Origin of the sequence: Pseudomonas sp. PSPC3-2, assembly GCF_049897085.1 — a bacterium.
Classification (GTDB): Bacteria; Pseudomonadota; Gammaproteobacteria; order Pseudomonadales; family Pseudomonadaceae; genus Aquipseudomonas; species Aquipseudomonas paraveronii.
The window spans coordinates 77,059-92,128 of the sequence record NZ_JAFCVO010000018.1; the positions used below are offsets into that span (position 1 = coordinate 77,059).

Sequence of the window (15,070 nt, forward strand, 5' to 3'; positions counted from 1 at the left end):
TGTCGTGCTGCGGAGAAGAGCTTGGACAGAGTGTTTATCGAAGGCCTGGAAGTCGACACCGTGATCGGGGCCTACGACTGGGAGCGCGGCATCAAGCAATGCCTGCGCCTGGACCTGAGTTTCGCCTGGGACAACCGCCCGGCCGCCGCGGGTGACGACCTCACTCTGGCGCTGGATTACGCCAGTGTGTCCGCGCGCATCCAGGCCTTTGCCGAGCAGTCGCAATACCAGTTGGTGGAAACCTTTGCCGAGCGTCTGGCCGAAGTGCTGATGAGTGAATTCCAGATTCCCTGGCTGCACCTCAAATTGACCAAGCCGGGGGCCGTGCCGGCCGCCAAGGGCGTGGGCGTGGAGATCGAGCGCGGATGTCGCTAACTCAGATTTACCTGGGTCTTGGCAGCAATATGGAGCGCGAGCCCCATCTGCGTGCGGGCCTGGATGCGCTGGCGGGCTTCTTGATCGACGTGCGCTGCTCGGCGGTGTTCGAGAGCCAGCCGGTGGGCATCAAGAGCGGGCCGTTCTTCAACCTGGTGGTGTCGGCTTTCACCGATCTGTCGTTGATGGAGCTGGATCGCCGGTTGAAATCCATTGAGGCGGACAATGGCCGCTATGCGCCGGATCGCAAAGGCCTGCCGCTGGATATCGATGTGCTGTTGTACGGTGACCTGGTGGGTAACTTCGATGGCCTGGTCCTGCCGCGTGCAGAAATCCTGAAAAACGCCTTCGTGCTGTGGCCGCTGTCGATGATGGCGCCGGATCGCGTACACCCTGAAGTGGGCAAGACGCTGGCTGAGCTGTGGCGGGATGCGCAGATCGATCAGGTGCTGGCGCCCGTCGGATTCGAATGGCAGGGCCAGCAACTGACACCGAGCACGCTCCTATAGGGCGTGTTGGTTCTTGTAGGCTTTCAATGTCTTGAGCCGTTCGCGCTTCAGGGCCTCGCCCAGTTCGGGGCCTTTAAAGCCCTTTTCCAGCAACGGCGCCACCGCGACCTCGCGCGCGGCCTTTGCGGCGCCGCGCAAATAATCAGCCTGTGGATAACTGCGTTGCTCGAAGCCTGTGCGACCTCGTGCGTCCATCTCGCAGGCGACCACAAACTCTTCAAAACGCTGCGGCCGACGGTAAACGTCAAAACTCTGCAGCAACTCCAGCAATGTCGAGGCTTTCAGCTCCAGCGCGCGATGACCATGGGTGTGGTATTGGCCCACCAGCAGCGCCAGTTCCTGGCAGTCCTTGGGCGCCTTGAAGCGTTCATTGACCGCTTTGATCAGCTTCAGGCCGCGCTGCTCGTGGGCAATATGCTGCGGCAACTTATCCACAGGCGTCAGGCCTTTGTCGACGTCATGCAGCAGGCAGGCCCAGCGCACCGTCAGGGGCTGATGATGCACGGCGGCCTGTTCGAGCACGCTCAAGGTGTGAACGCCGGTGTCGATCTCGGGGTGATGGGCTGCGGGCTGCGGCACGCCAAACAGTGCGTCGACTTCCGGCATCAAGGTTTTCAGGGCGGCGCAATCGCGCAGCACCTGGATGAACACCTGGGGTTGATCTTCCATCAGGGCGCGGGAAATCTCTTTCCAGTTGCGCTCTGGCGTCAAGGCTTGCAGTTCACCGGATTCGCTGAGTTGACGCATCAGGTCCAGGGTTTGCGGGGCTACCGTAAAACCCAGGTGGGCGTAGCGCGCAGCAAAACGCGCAACCCGCAATACACGTAGTGGATCTTCGGCGAACGCCGGGGAAACGTGGCGTAAAATGCGTGCTTCAAGGTCGCGCTGGCCGTGATAGGGGTCGGTCAGCCTGCCGTCGTCGTCCTCTGCCATGGCGTTGATGGTCAGGTCGCGGCGGATCAGGTCTTCTTCCAGCGTAACTTCGGGGCTGGCGTGAAACACAAAGCCGCCATAGCCCCGGCCGCTCTTGCGCTCGGTACGGGCGAGGGCGTACTCGTCGCCGTTTTTCGGGTCGAGGAATACCGGGAAGTCCGCGCCCACCGGTTTGTAGCCCTTGGCGAGCATTTCCTCGGTCGTTGCGCCGACGACGACGCGGTCGATATCGGTGACTTTGATGCCGAGAAGGCGATCACGCACCGCGCCGCCGACTGTGTAGATTTTCATGAAAAAGCCTCCATTAGCCGCACAGGATAACGCCTGTGTCCGGCCAATGGAGGCTTTGCCGTTTCAGAGATGAACGACGGCCAGGTCCAGGCGGCCGTAATCGTTGTCGTTGTGATCGCTGCGCGGTGGTACGTGGTGGGTTTTCATCACCTGATCGCCCTGCAGGGTTTCCAGGTGGATATCGAACCCCCACAGCCGATGCAGGTGCTTGAGCACTTCCTCAGTGGACTCGCCCAGGGGTTTGCGGTCGTGCTGCTGGTGACGCAGGGTCAGCGAGCGGTCGCCGCGCACATCGATGCTGTAGATCTGCACGTTGGGCTCGCGGTTACCCAGGTTGTATTGCGCCGCCAGGGTTTCGCGGATGGTGCGGTAGCCGGGCTCGTCGTGGATGGCCGGCACCGTGAGGTCGTCCTTGAGGTCGTCATCGAGGATGCTGAACAGCTTGAGGTCGCGAATCACCTTGGGCGACAGGTATTGCAGGATGAAACTCTCATCCTTGAAGCTGCTCATGGCGAACTTGATGGTGGAAAGCCAGTCGGTGCCGGCGATTTCCGGGAACCAGTGGCGGTCTTCTTCGGTGGGGTGTTCGCACATGCGCCGGATGTCGCGGTACATGGCAAAGCCCAGCGCATAGGGGTTGATGCCGCTGTAATACGGGCTGTCAAATCCAGGTTGCAACACCACGCTGGTGTGGGAAGTGAGGAACTCCATCATGAAGCCGTCGGTGACCAGGCCTTCGTCGTACAGATCGTTGATCAGGGTGTAGTGCCAGAACGTTGCCCAGCCTTCGTTCATCACTTGGGTCTGGCGCTGTGGGTAAAAGTACTGGGCGATCTTACGCACGATGCGTACGATTTCCCGTTGCCAAGGCTCTAGCAGCGGCGCGTGTTTTTCCAGGAAATAAAGGATGTTTTCCTGAGGTTCGGCGGGGAAGCGTGCATTGTCCTTGTCGTTGTTTTTGCCGGCGCGTTTGGGAATGGTACGCCATAGGTCATTGATCTGCTTCTGCAGGTGTTCTTCTCGCTCCTTCTGGCGCAGGCGTTCTTCTTCCGCGGAAATCGGGTAAGGGCGTTTGTAGCGATCGACGCCGTAGTTCATCAGGGCATGGCAGGAGTCGAGTAAGTCTTCCACCGCATCGATGCCGTGGCGCTCCTCGCACTGCATGATGTACTGCTTGGCAAACACCAGGTAATCGATGATGGAACTGGCGTCGGTCCACGTGCGAAACAGGTAGTTGCCCTTAAAGAAACTGTTATGCCCGTAGCAGGCATGAGCCACCACCAGTGCCTGCATGCAGATGGTGTTTTCTTCCATCAGGTAGGCAATGCACGGGTCGGAGTTGATGACGATCTCGTAGGCCAGGCCCATCTGGCCGCGGCTGTAGGACTTCTCAGTGCTGAGGAAGTGTTTGCCGTAGGACCAATGGTGGTAGCCCAGGGGCATGCCGACCGAGGCGTAGGCGTCCATCATCTGTTCGGCGGTGATCACTTCGATCTGGTTGGGGTAGGTGTCCAGGGCATAACCGGCCGCGATACGGCTGATTTCCCGGTCGTAGGCCTGGATCAGTTCAAAGGTCCACTCGGACCCGGTGGAAATGGGTTGGCGTTTCTGCTCTTTGGCGGTCATGTCACTAACCTGCGCTGGAAGAGTTCACGGAAGACCGGGTAGATATCGCCGGCCGAGACCAATTGCTGCTGGGCGAATGTATCGGCGAAGGCTTCGCCGATGCGCTCGTATTCGAACCACAGCGCCTGATGCTCACGAGGAGTGATCTCGACATACGTGTAGTACTGCACGAATGGCATGATCTGGTTGATCAAGATATCCCGGCAGATCGGCGAGTCGTCGTTCCAGTTGTCGCCGTCGGAGGCCTGCGCTGCGTAGATATTCCAATCGTTGGCCGGGTAGCGCTCGGCCATGATTTCCTGCATCAGTTTCAACGCGCTGGAGACGATGGTGCCGCCGGTTTCCCGCGAGTAGAAGAACTCTTCTTCGTCGACTTCCCGGGCGCTGGTGTGGTGGCGGATGAAGACCACATCGATCTTGTCGTAGTTTCGCTTGAGGAACAGGTACAGCAGGATGAAAAAGCGCTTGGCGATGTCTTTGGTGGCCTGGGTCATGGAGCCAGACACGTCCATCAGGCAGAACATCACCGCCTTGGAGCTTGGGTTGGGTTGTTTGACCAGCAAGTTGTATTTCAAGTCGAAGGTGTCGAGGAACGGCACGCGGTGGATGCGCGCGCTGAGTTTCTCGATTTCCGCCTCGATTGCCTGGATATCGCCGAAGTTGTCCGGCTCTTCGCGCTTCATGCGCTCCAACTCTTCCTTGGCCTCTCTCAGTTTGGCGCGGCTGCTGCCGGACAGGGCGATACGCCGGGCATGAGCCGAACGCAGGGTGCGGATAATGTTGATTCGCGAAGGGTTGCCTTCATTGCTGATCCCGGCGCGCACGGTCTTGAACGTGTCGGTGCCGGTCAGGTTGCGCTTGACCAGGTTGGGTAGTTCCAGGTCTTCGAACATGAATTCGAGGAATTCTTCCTGGGTGATCTGGAACACGAACTCATCCATGCCTTCGCCGGAGTTACCCGCCTTGCCGGGGCCCTTGCCGCCGCCACCGCCTTGGGGGCGCGGGATATGTTCGCCGGTGGTGAATTCCTTGTTGCCCGGATGCACGACAGTCTGTTTGCCGCCCCGGCCGTGGTGCAGCACCGGTTCGTCGATGTCGCGTCCGGGAATGCTGATTTGTTCGCCATGCTCCATGTCGGTGATGGAGCGGCGGCTGACGGCCTCTTCAACGGCCTTTTTGATGTGGTCACGGTAACGCCGCAGGAAACGTTGACGGTTTACCGTGCTCTTGTTCTTGCCATTGAGGCGTCGGTCGATCACATAGCTCATGGGGAGCCCTCCGGGCAGCTTCACGTTACAAGCTTCAAGCCGCGAGCTGGAAGCTTAGAGACAAGCGGTCGCCTGCCAGGCCATGGGCCTGGCATTGCACACCTGTCGCTGCCTTACTGCGATTTGCGCACCCGCAGATACCACTCGGAGAGCAGCCGTACCTGTTTGTCGGTGTAGCCACGCTCGACCATCCGTGTAACGAAGTCGTTGTGTTTTTGCTGATCCTCCTTGCTGGCTTTGGCGTTGAAGCTGATGACCGGCAGCAGATCCTCGGTGTTGGAGAACATTTTCTTCTCGATGACCACCCGCAGCTTCTCGTAGCTGAGCCAGGTGGGGTTCTTGCCATTGTTGTTGGCGCGGGCGCGCAGCACGAAGTTGACGATTTCGTTGCGAAAATCCTTCGGATTGCTAATGCCGGCCGGTTTTTCGATCTTTTCCAGTTCCTCGTTGAGGGCCACACGGTTGAGGATTTCGCCGGTTTCGGGGTCGCGGTATTCCTGGTCCTGAATCCAGAAGTCGGCATACAGCACGTAGCGGTCGAAGATGTTCTGGCCGTACTCGCTGTAGGACTCCAGGTACGCGGTCTGGATTTCCTTGCCGATAAACTCGATATAGCGCGGCGCCAGGTATTCCTTGAGGAAGCGCAGGTAGCGTTCGCGGGTCTCGGCCTGGAACTGTTCCTGTTCGATCTGCTGTTCCAGCACATAGAGCAAGTGGACCGGGTTGGCGGCGATCTCGTGAGGGTCGAAGTTAAACACTTTGGACAGGATCTTGAACGCGAAGCGCGTCGACAGGCCGTTCATGCCCTCATCCACGCCGGCGGTGTCGCGGTATTCCTGGATAGACTTGGCCTTGGGATCGGTGTCCTTCAGGTTTTCGCCGTCGTACACACGCATCTTCGAGTAGATATTCGAGTTTTCCGGCTCCTTGAGGCGCGACAGCACAGTGAACTGCGCGAGCATCTTCAAGGTGTCGGGCGCGCAATGGGCTTTGGCCAGGGCGCTGTTGAACAGCAGCTTGTCGTAGATCTTGATTTCATCGCTGACCCGCAGGCAATACGGCACCTTGACGATGTAGATCCGGTCGATGAAGGCTTCGTTGTTCTTGTTGTTGCGGAAGGTGTGCCATTCCGATTCGTTGGAGTGGGCCAGCAAAATCCCGGTGAACGGAATCGCGCCAAGGCCTTCGGTACTGTTGTAGTTGCCTTCCTGGGTGGCGGTGAGCAGTGGGTGCAGCACCTTGATCGGGGCCTTGAACATCTCCACGAATTCCATCAGGCCCTGGTTGGCCCGGCACAGTGCGCCCGAGTAGCTGTAGGCGTCGGCGTCGTTCTGTGGGAATTCTTCCAGTTTGCGGATATCGACTTTACCCACCAGCGCCGAGATGTCCTGGTTGTTCTCGTCGCCCGGCTCGGTCTTGGCCACGCCGATCTGGTTGAGGATCGACGGGTAGAGTTTCACCACGCGGAACTGGCTGATGTCACCGCCGAACTCGGACAGGCGTTTGGTGGCCCACGGCGACATGATGGTGTTGAGGTAGCGCCGTGGGATGCCGAAGTCTTCTTCGAGAATCGCGCCATCTTCCGTGGCGTTGAACAGGCCCAGGGGCGACTCGAAGACCGGTGAGCCCTTGATGGCGTAGAAGGGCACCTTCTCGATCAGTTGTTTGAGTTTTTCGGCCAGGGACGATTTACCGCCGCCAACAGGACCGAGCAGGTAGAGGATCTGTTTCTTCTCTTCCAGGCCTTGGGCAGCGTGCCGGAAGTAGGAGACGATCTGGTCGATGCACTCTTCCATGCCGTGGAAGTCTTCAAAGGCCGGGTAGCGGCGGATCACCTTGTTCGAGAAGATTCGCGACAGGCGCGAGTTATTGGCGGTGTCCACCAACTGCGGCTCGCCAATTGCCAGTAACAAGCGTTCGGCGGCAGACGCGTAGGTGCTGCGGTCGCTTTTGCACAGCTCGAGATACTCTTGCAGCGTGAGTTCTTCCTGCTGTGTGGACTCGAAGCGTTGTTGGAAGTGGCTAAAGATACTCATGACGTCGTCACCTCGCTCGATACGTGGAGCCGACGCCGGATCAATCAGTCGATGCTGGCAGTCATTGACGATCGCCAATGGCCGTTTTCCCCCCAGAACACCCTATAACGCTACCGATGACCCGCACGCCGGTGTACCGGCTCTCCCCTGATTCGGATGGCCTGCGCTTAAGGATAGTTCGGAATCTGCGAGGTAAAGGCGTGATACACAATTAGTTTGACTGCGCCGTTCGTCAGAAACGGCGCAAGCCCAAGCGTCACGCGGGATAGCGGGGGGTGAAAAAAATTATAGCGAATCGTCAGAGGCAATTTCTGCAGGATAGGTCGTGCGCCACAGCTCAAAGCCGCCGTCCAGACTATAGACGTCGGAGAAGCCTTGGCTGATGAGATAGGCGGCCGCGCTCTGGCTGGAGTTGCCGTGGTAGCAGGCCACGATCACGGGCGCGTCGAGGTCGGCGGCGCGGATGAAGTCGGCGATGTTGTGATTGTCCAGGTGTCGTGCGCCTTTGATGTGGTTCAGGGCGTAGGTCTGGGGGTCACGAATGTCCACCACCACCGCGCCTTGTTCGCGCAGGGCCTGGGCTTGTTCGGGTGGGATACGTTTGAATTCGCTCATGGCGGGCTCCTTGGGCTTGGCGGCTCGCGGCGTCTAGCGCTTGGCGGCAACCGTCGGGGTAAGGGGAGTAGGGGAGGGGCACTGGCAGCTCAGGCGCTCGCCGGTGTCGATGTTCATCAGGGTCATGGCGCCGCCCCACACGCAGCCGGTGTCGAGGGCGAACACGCCGGGTTCATCGCATTTGCCTTCGAGGGCCGCCCAGTGACCGAAGATGATCTTCGTGTCGCGGGTCTTGCGTTCCTTGTGCGCGAACCACGGCTTGTAGCCGGGCAGCGCGGTGTCGGCGCCTTCCTTGCTCTTGAGGTCCAGCTTGCCGTCGGCGGTGCAGAAGCGCATACGTGTGAAATAGTTGGTGATCACGCGCAGGCGCGCGACGCCCGTCAGCTCGTTGTCCCATTTCACTGGCTCATTGCCGTACATGCCCTCGAGGTAGGCGATGTACCGGTTGTCATCGGCCATGGCGCTTTCTACTTCGGCGGCGCACTTGAGGGCTTTTTTCAGCGTCCACTGCGGTGGAATACCGGCGTGGACCAGCACCATGTCGCGGTGCTCGTCGTAGTGCATGATCTTTTGCCTGCGCAGCCAGTCCAGCAGGTCGACTCGGTCCGGCGCTTCGAGGATTTCCCGCAGGGTATCGCCCTTTTTCAGACGCTCGATGTTACTGCCAGCCGCCAGCAGGTGCAGGTCGTGGTTGCCCAGTACGCACACCAGGGAATCGCGCAGGCCATATAAGTAGCGCAGGGTCTCCAGGGATTCGGGGCCACGATTGACCAGGTCGCCCACCAGCCACAGGCGATCGTTCGCCGGGTCGAAGGCCACGCGTTCGAGCAGGCACTTGAGGGGTTCCAGGCAGCCTTGCAGGTCGCCGACCGCATAGGTTGCCATCAGTGCAGGGCTCCGGGCACGGCGAGACGAAATGGCTGGATGATCGCGTCGAACAGTTTGCCGTCGGTGGCTTTCATCTGATACGAGCCTTGCATGGTGCCGACCTTGGACGTCATCACCGTGCCGCTGCTGTAGGTATGGCTGGCACCGCTATCGATCAGCGGTTGCTGGCCGACAACGCCGGCACCACGCACTTCCTCCACTTGACCGTCACCGTCGGTGATCACCCAGTGGCGTGACAGCAGCTTGGCCGGCACCAGCCCGTTGTTTTTCACCGTGACGGTGTAGGCAAAGGCGAAACGGTTGTGTTCGGGTTGCGATTGGTCCGCCAGGAAGCGGGTAACGACGCTGACGTCGATCTGGTAGCGAGGATCGGACATGCAAGAGGCCTTAAAAGCAAAAGCGGAGGACAGCAGATGCGGGTCAGTCTAGGCCAAGAGGTGTGCACTAGGCCAGACATGCTGTCTGGCCGGGTGCAGGGTCGGGCTTCAGTCCGCGACGGGTGGCGGCTGGATCGCAAGCTGGTCGGCCAGGCGCACGAACGCGGCCAGGTCCAGTTGTTCCGGACGCAGGCTGCCGTCGACGCCGGCGGCTTCGATCTCGGCGTTGCTCAACAGCGCTTTGAGCGTATTGCGCAGGGTCTTGCGGCGCTGGTTGAAGGCTTCGCGCACGACGCGCTCCAACAGTTTGTGATCCTTGGCCGGGTGCGGGAGCACGGCGTGGGGCACCAGGCGCACGATGGCCGAATCGACCTTCGGCGGCGGGTTGAACGCGCCCGGGCCAACGTTGAACAGGTGTTCGACGCGGCAGTGGTACTGAACCATGATCGACAGACGGCCCCAATCACCGCCGCCCGGGCCGGCAGCCAGGCGCTCAACCACTTCTTTCTGCAACATGAAGTGCATGTCGCGGATGATCCCGGCGTTGTTCAGCAGGTGAAAGATCAGCGGCGTGGAGATGTTGTACGGCAGGTTGCCCACGACCCGCAGGCTGTTGGGCGCGGCATTGAGGCTGGTGAAGTCGAACTTCAGCGCATCGCCCTGGTGCAGGATGAAATTGGACTTGCCGCCAAACTGCTGGTTGAGGATCGGGATCAGGTCTTTATCGAGTTCAACCACGTCCAGTTGAGCGCCGCTGGCCAGCAGGCCTTGGGTCAGTGCGCCCTGGCCCGGGCCGATTTCCAGCAGGCGGTCTTCGGGCTTGGCGTGGATGGAGCGCAGGATGCGGTCAATCACGCCAGCGTCGTGCAGGAAGTTTTGCCCGAAGCGCTTGCGCGCCCGGTGTTGGTAATGCTCGGTCATATACGGGTCTCGGCCATCTGATAGGCGGTTTCCAGGGCCACGCGCAGGCTGCCGGTGTCGATCTTGCCGCTGCCTGCCAGGTCCAGGGCGGTGCCATGGTCGACGGAAGTACGGATGATCGGCAGGCCCAATGTCACGTTGACTGCGGCGCCGAAGCCTTTGTATTTCAGCACGGGCAGCCCTTGGTCATGGTACATCGCCAGCACTGCGTCGCAGTGCTCCAGATATTTGGGGGTAAACAGAGTGTCCGCAGGCAATGGGCCGCGCAGGTCCATGCCGTCTTGGCGCAGACGCTCCAGGGTGGGTTCGATGATGTCGATTTCTTCATGGCCCAAGTGGCCGCCTTCACCGGCGTGAGGGTTGAGCCCACAGACCAGGATGCGCGGTTGGGCGATGCCGAATTTTTGTTGCAGGTCGGCGTGCAGGATGCGCGTGACGCGCTCCAGACGCTCGACGGTGATGGCATCGGCCACATCGCGCAGCGGCAAGTGTGTGGTCACCAGGGCGACGCGTAGGCCATGCGTGGCCAGCATCATCACGACTTGGGCGGTGTGGGTCAGTTCGGCGAGGAATTCGGTATGGCCGGAAAAGGCGATACCGGATTCGTTGATCACGCCCTTGTGTACGGGGGCAGTGATCATGCCGGCGAAGTCGCCGTCGAGGCAGCCTTGTCCGGCGCGGGTCAGGGTTTCCAGCACAAAGGCCGCATTGGCCTTGTTCAGTTGCCCGGTGACCACCTTGGCCAGCAGCGGGGTATCCCACACATACAGGCTGCCCGCAGGGGCTGGCAGGTCGGGCCAGTTACCCGGCGCAACGTCCAGCAACTTGACGGGCACGCCCAGTTGCGCGGCCCGCTCAAGGAGCAGGTCGCGGCTGGTAATGACGATCAGGGGATGTGGCTGGGGTTGCGAGGCGAGCAGCAGGCACAGGTCTGGACCAATGCCGGCCGGCTCGCCGGGTGTGACTGCGAAACGCTGGGGTTTCACTGGTTTGCCTGGTTGGTGCCTGTTTGCTCGGCGCCTGGCAGTTTGTTTTCAACGTAGGCTTCGTCACGGATCTGACGCAACCAGGTTTGCAGCTCTTCATCGTACTTGCGGTTGCGCAGCACGGTCAGGGCTTGCTGTTCGCGGGCCTGGCTGGTGTTGTCGGTGGCGCGGCGGCCAAGGACTTCCAGTACATGCCAGCCATATTGAGTCTTGAAGGGTTTGGACAGTACGCCTTGCGGGGTCTTAGCCATCACTTCCTGGAACTCCGGCACCAGCGCTTTCGGGTCGATCCAGTTGAGGTCGCCGCCGTTGAGGGCAGAGCCTGGGTCTTCCGAGAAACTTTTGGCCAGGGTGGCAAAGTCTTCGCCGCTTTCGATGCGGTCATAGATCTTCTGGGCCAGTTCCTTGGTTTGCGCTTCGGTGCGGATTTCGTTTGGTTTAACCAGGATGTGACGAACGTGTACTTCGTCTTTCAGCGAGGTTTCGCCGCCACGACGTTCCAGCAACTTGAGGATGATGAAGCCGCCAGGGGTACGGGCTGGCTGGGTAATGCCGCCCACTTCCATGGCACTCAGTTCACGGTCAAACGGAGGTGGCAATTGAGCGGCTTTGCGCCAGCCCATATCGCCGCCTTCCAAGGCGTTGTCGCTGCCGGACTGGGCAATGGCCATTTGAGCAAAGTCAGCACCGCCCTTCAGGCGATCATAGATCGCCTGGGTTTTGGCGGCGGCGGCATTGAGCTGCTCGGAGTTGGCGCTGTCCGGTGTCGGGATCAGGATGTTGGCCAGGTGCAGTTCTTCGGAGAGCTGCATCTTGCCCAGGTCCGATGCGAGGAAGTTCTTCACTTCCTGCTCGGAGACCTGAACTCGCTCGGCCACACGGCGCTGACGCACACGGCTGATGATCATTTCGCGGCGGATCTGGTCACGTGCGTCCTCATAGGACAGGCCATCGTGGGCCAGGGCGGCGCGGAATTGATCGATGCTCATGTTGTTGCGTTGCGCGATGGTGCCGACGGCCTGGTTCAGTTCTTCGTCCGAAATACGGATGCCGGAACGGTCGCCGATCTGCAACTGCAGGTTTTCGACGATCAGGCGCTCCAGGACCTGTTGGTCCAGGACGCTGGTAGGCGGCACGCCACCGCCACGCTTGGCGATGGTTTGCTGAACTTCCTTGACCCGTTGGTCCAGTTGGCTCTGCATGATCACGTCGTTATCGACGATGGCCACGACCTTATCCAGCTGTTGAACCGCGGCATGCGCCGATACGGTACCCAGGAACAGCGCGCCCAGCACGAGCGGGCGCAGACAATCAGAAAGCTTGATCTTCACGTTCACGATAACCTTGAATGCCTTTGTCGAGGAAGCTCTCTACCTTGGCGCCGGTCAGGCCGCCGAGTCCTTTGAGGACGATCTGGAGGAAGAGCCCGTGGTCACCCTTTTCGTTAAGCGGGGCGATCTGGCTGTATTCGTCGTTGGAAACCCAGTAACGGTTGATGACGCGCAGTTTCCAGCAGCAGTTGTCGTACTCGAAACCACCGAAGGCTTCCAGGGTACGGTTGCGGGCGTAATCGTACTGCCAGCGGGTGATCAGGTTCCACTGGGGAATGATCGGCCACATCATCGAGAAGTCGTGTTGTTGGATTTTGTAGTAATCCTTCACGTAGTTATCTGTACCAGGAGTGCCGTAGTCGCCGCCAAACTGCCATTTGCCGGTCAGCTGGTTGTAGACCACCTGGTCGTTACGATAGCGATAACCGAGGTTGACGACCTTGTTCGGGTTGTCTTCCGGCTGGTAGTGGAACATCGCGCTGCCGGAACGCGGGCTGTGGCTGTCGGTGTCCCAGTTGTAGTCGGCAGTGGCGCGCCAGTCGCGGTTGAAGCGGAACTCGTAGTCCAGGGCGATGGGCGATACGTTCGACTGCGCATCGGCGCGGTCGGCTGCCACGATACCCGGCAGTTGGACTTCGCGGTCCTTGAAGTACAAGGCCTGGCCGACGCTGACGCGTTGGCGTTCGAAGCCGTTTTCTTCGATCCAGCGGCTGGTGACACCCAGGGACAGTTTGTTCTCATCGCCGATCCGGTCGGAACCGCTGAAGCGGTTGTCACGGAAGAGCGAGGCGTAGCTGAACGAGTATTCACTGGTGTCGAAAACCGGGATGTCGCTCTGGTCTTTATTCGGCACATAAAGGTAGAACGCACGCGGCTCGAGGGTTTGGCGATAGTCTTTGCCGAACCAGTTGGTATTGCGGTCGAAATACAGGCCGCTGTCGACGCTGGCGATTGGAATCGCGCGGTCTTGCGAGCTTTTGAATACTCCGCCTGTATACGGATTAGTCGCTGTTGCATTCGCTTGCGCGGTAATAATGTCGTTCTTGCCTTTGCTATCCAAGTCCAAATCGTACTTGGTATAGACGTACTTCAACTTCGGCGTAATAAAACCGTAGGTCCAGTTCATCGGGTAGTCGACGGCGGGGGCCGCGTTCAAACGCGTACCGTTTGCACGGGTCAGGCCTGTGACGTATGTGTCCAGTCGAGCCGACTCTACGCCATTCTGATCGGTAAACGTGCCGTTTTCGAGGCTGCGTTCAAAGCGAACCGCCTCGGTCTCGTAGGTAAAATTCAACCCGCCCGGATGGTACGGCAGCGCACCATTGAAAGTGATCTGAGGCAACCGATCATATGGCGTGATCTGAGAGATCGTTGCCAACTGATAAGCCTGGACGTTCAAGCGCGCTTGGTAAGAATCGCCTCGATAAGCCACAGACCCTTGCTGGTTCAGGAAATCGCGACTCTGAACCCCTTCTTCATACGACTTCAAATCCTGGAAGTAGTAAGGATCGCTGATCTTGGTGTAATCCACCTGAGTCGTCAGACGCGAATCCAGCCCGCCCTTATGCTGCCAATTGAGCATATAGCGCGTTTTTTCGTAATCGGTCTGCTTGCTGCGTTCGTCGCTGTCGTCGTTCAGGTACGCGCCGCCGAACTGGCCTTCGCTGGATTTGGTGAGGTAGCGGAATTCGCCTTCCATCAACAAGCCGCGTTTGGTCATGTATTGCGGGTACAACGTGGCGTCGTAGTTCGGTGCCAGGTTGAAGTAGTAAGGCGTCACCAGCGTAAAGCCAGTCTCGCTGCCGGTGCTGAAGCTCGGCGGCAGGAAGCCGGATTGACGACGGTTGTCGATCGGGAAATAGATGTAAGGGGTGTACAGGATCGGGATGTTCTTGATCCGCAACGTCGCGTTGGTGGCAGTACCGAAACCGGTGGCCGGGTTCAACGTGATGTTGTTGCCCTTGAGCTGCCAGGCGTTGCTGTCTGGCTCGCAGGTGGTGTACGTACCGTCCTTGAGACGGATGATCGCGTTTTCGGCGCGCTTGGCGTACAGCGCGTTACCGCGCACGCGTGACTTGTGCATCACGTATTCGGCGTTGTCGATCTGCGCCGCGCCGGTATCGAGCTGGACCTGGGCGTGGTCGCCGACGATCAGGGCGCCGTTGTCGCGCAGACGGACATTGCCGTTCAGCTCGCCACGGTTTTCGGCCTGGTACAGGCTGGCTTCCTCAGACTCCAGCTGCATGCTGCCCTGGCGCATGACGACGTCACCGGCCAGGGTCGCGACCTGTTGTTCCTGCTCGTAACGCGAAGCCTTGGCGCCGATGAAGGTCGGTGCATCGCTCTGGTTCGTCTTGTCGTTCATGCCAGGACGAGTCGGCTCGATGTACGCGCCGGAGCAATAAGGGCCGGTTTCAGCCAGTTGGGCGGCGGTCAGCTTCTCGCGGGGCACCCAGTCCAGGTGGCTGTAGTCGGCGCTGCGCGAACGCAGGCCACGGCCCTTGGCTTCGGTGACCAGCATGGTCTTCGGCTCGGCCTCGGTGCTGCCTTCAGCGTTGGCTTGCGCCGTGCCGTTGGCCGAGCTGACGGCTGCACCGTCATGCACCGGGCGCGGTGGCAATGGGGCGGCGGCGGTTTTCGGCGCGCAATCCCAGGCACCCGAAGCAGAGACTGAGCAGTCATACTGTTCCGCGGCGACCACGAATGAGGTGGCGAAAGGTTGCATGGCCAGCAGACTGCCGGTTACCAGCAACGGAAATTTTCTACGAAACGCGGGGGATTTCAATGCCATCTTATTAGTCCGGGCTTCCTGCGTGCCATCTGCCCGCGGTGTGGGCCGCACGCCTCTCGATGGTCTGAAAAAGATGCGTGATAATAAAGCATGACCCGCTTGACGGCTAGCGCCGTCGGAGAC

General features: G+C 59.9%; 13 protein-coding genes. 2 read left to right on the forward strand and 11 right to left on the reverse strand.

Annotated features, from left to right (window positions below; all coding sequences use genetic code 11):
- The first annotated feature begins 21 nt into the window (after positions 1-21).
- A complete protein-coding gene (gene folB / locus ACP7CJ_RS24060) occupies positions 22-375 on the forward strand; it encodes a dihydroneopterin aldolase (RefSeq protein ID WP_026140135.1) in 354 nt (117 codons plus the stop codon).
- Positions 366-884, forward strand: a complete 519-nt coding sequence (folK, locus tag ACP7CJ_RS24065) for a 2-amino-4-hydroxy-6-hydroxymethyldihydropteridine diphosphokinase (protein WP_276195142.1) — start codon at positions 366-368, stop codon at positions 882-884. The genes folB and folK overlap by 10 nt, the downstream gene beginning before the upstream one ends.
- On the opposite strand, the gene ACP7CJ_RS24070 is transcribed toward folK, so the two are convergent.
- The 11 genes from ACP7CJ_RS24070 to ACP7CJ_RS24120 all read right to left on the reverse strand — a co-directional run bounded on the left by ACP7CJ_RS24070 (position 879) and on the right by ACP7CJ_RS24120 (position 14,947).
- A complete protein-coding gene (locus tag ACP7CJ_RS24070; RefSeq protein ID WP_426102328.1) occupies positions 879-2,108 on the reverse strand; it encodes a multifunctional CCA addition/repair protein in 1,230 nt (409 codons plus the stop codon). The two genes, folK and ACP7CJ_RS24070, sit on opposite strands and share 6 nt — an antisense overlap.
- A 63-nt stretch (positions 2,109-2,171) precedes the next feature.
- Positions 2,172-3,734: a SpoVR family protein gene (locus ACP7CJ_RS24075; protein ID WP_426102330.1), complete on the reverse strand. Its 1,563-nt coding sequence runs from the start codon at positions 3,732-3,734 to the stop codon at positions 2,172-2,174.
- Positions 3,731-5,002 carry a YeaH/YhbH family protein gene (locus ACP7CJ_RS24080; protein ID WP_276195139.1) on the reverse strand — a complete coding sequence of 424 codons (1,272 nt, stop codon included), beginning with the start codon at positions 5,000-5,002 and terminating at the stop codon, positions 3,731-3,733. The genes ACP7CJ_RS24075 and ACP7CJ_RS24080 overlap by 4 nt, the downstream gene beginning before the upstream one ends.
- A gap of 113 nt (positions 5,003-5,115) precedes the next feature.
- On the reverse strand, positions 5,116-7,038 hold the full coding sequence (locus tag ACP7CJ_RS24085; RefSeq protein WP_426102332.1) for a PrkA family serine protein kinase: 1,923 nt from the start codon (positions 7,036-7,038) through the stop codon (positions 5,116-5,118).
- A 285-nt stretch (positions 7,039-7,323) separates the two neighbouring features.
- Entirely contained in the window at positions 7,324-7,653 is a 330-nt protein-coding gene (gene glpE / locus ACP7CJ_RS24090) for a thiosulfate sulfurtransferase GlpE (RefSeq protein WP_426102334.1), read from the reverse strand.
- A gap of 33 nt (positions 7,654-7,686) precedes the next feature.
- Complete coding sequence (locus ACP7CJ_RS24095) at positions 7,687-8,538, reverse strand: symmetrical bis(5'-nucleosyl)-tetraphosphatase (RefSeq protein WP_426102336.1); 852 nt, start codon at positions 8,536-8,538, stop codon at positions 7,687-7,689.
- Complete coding sequence (apaG, locus tag ACP7CJ_RS24100) at positions 8,538-8,918, reverse strand: Co2+/Mg2+ efflux protein ApaG (RefSeq protein WP_247395841.1); 381 nt, start codon at positions 8,916-8,918, stop codon at positions 8,538-8,540. The genes ACP7CJ_RS24095 and apaG overlap by 1 nt, the downstream gene beginning before the upstream one ends.
- A 108-nt stretch (positions 8,919-9,026) precedes the next feature.
- Positions 9,027-9,839 (reverse strand): 16S rRNA (adenine(1518)-N(6)/adenine(1519)-N(6))-dimethyltransferase RsmA, encoded by an 813-nt coding sequence (rsmA, locus tag ACP7CJ_RS24105; protein WP_017847810.1) that lies wholly within the window; start codon positions 9,837-9,839, stop codon positions 9,027-9,029.
- On the reverse strand, positions 9,836-10,825 hold the full coding sequence (gene pdxA, locus ACP7CJ_RS24110; RefSeq protein WP_426102338.1) for a 4-hydroxythreonine-4-phosphate dehydrogenase PdxA: 990 nt from the start codon (positions 10,823-10,825) through the stop codon (positions 9,836-9,838). Before pdxA ends, rsmA begins: the two co-directional genes overlap by 4 nt.
- Positions 10,822-12,162 carry a peptidylprolyl isomerase gene (locus ACP7CJ_RS24115; protein ID WP_276195135.1) on the reverse strand — a complete coding sequence of 447 codons (1,341 nt, stop codon included), beginning with the start codon at positions 12,160-12,162 and terminating at the stop codon, positions 10,822-10,824. The genes pdxA and ACP7CJ_RS24115 overlap by 4 nt, the downstream gene beginning before the upstream one ends.
- Positions 12,137-14,947 carry an LPS-assembly protein LptD gene (locus tag ACP7CJ_RS24120; RefSeq protein ID WP_426102340.1) on the reverse strand — a complete coding sequence of 937 codons (2,811 nt, stop codon included), beginning with the start codon at positions 14,945-14,947 and terminating at the stop codon, positions 12,137-12,139. Before ACP7CJ_RS24120 ends, ACP7CJ_RS24115 begins: the two co-directional genes overlap by 26 nt.
- Positions 14,948-15,070: the final 123 nt, after the last annotated feature.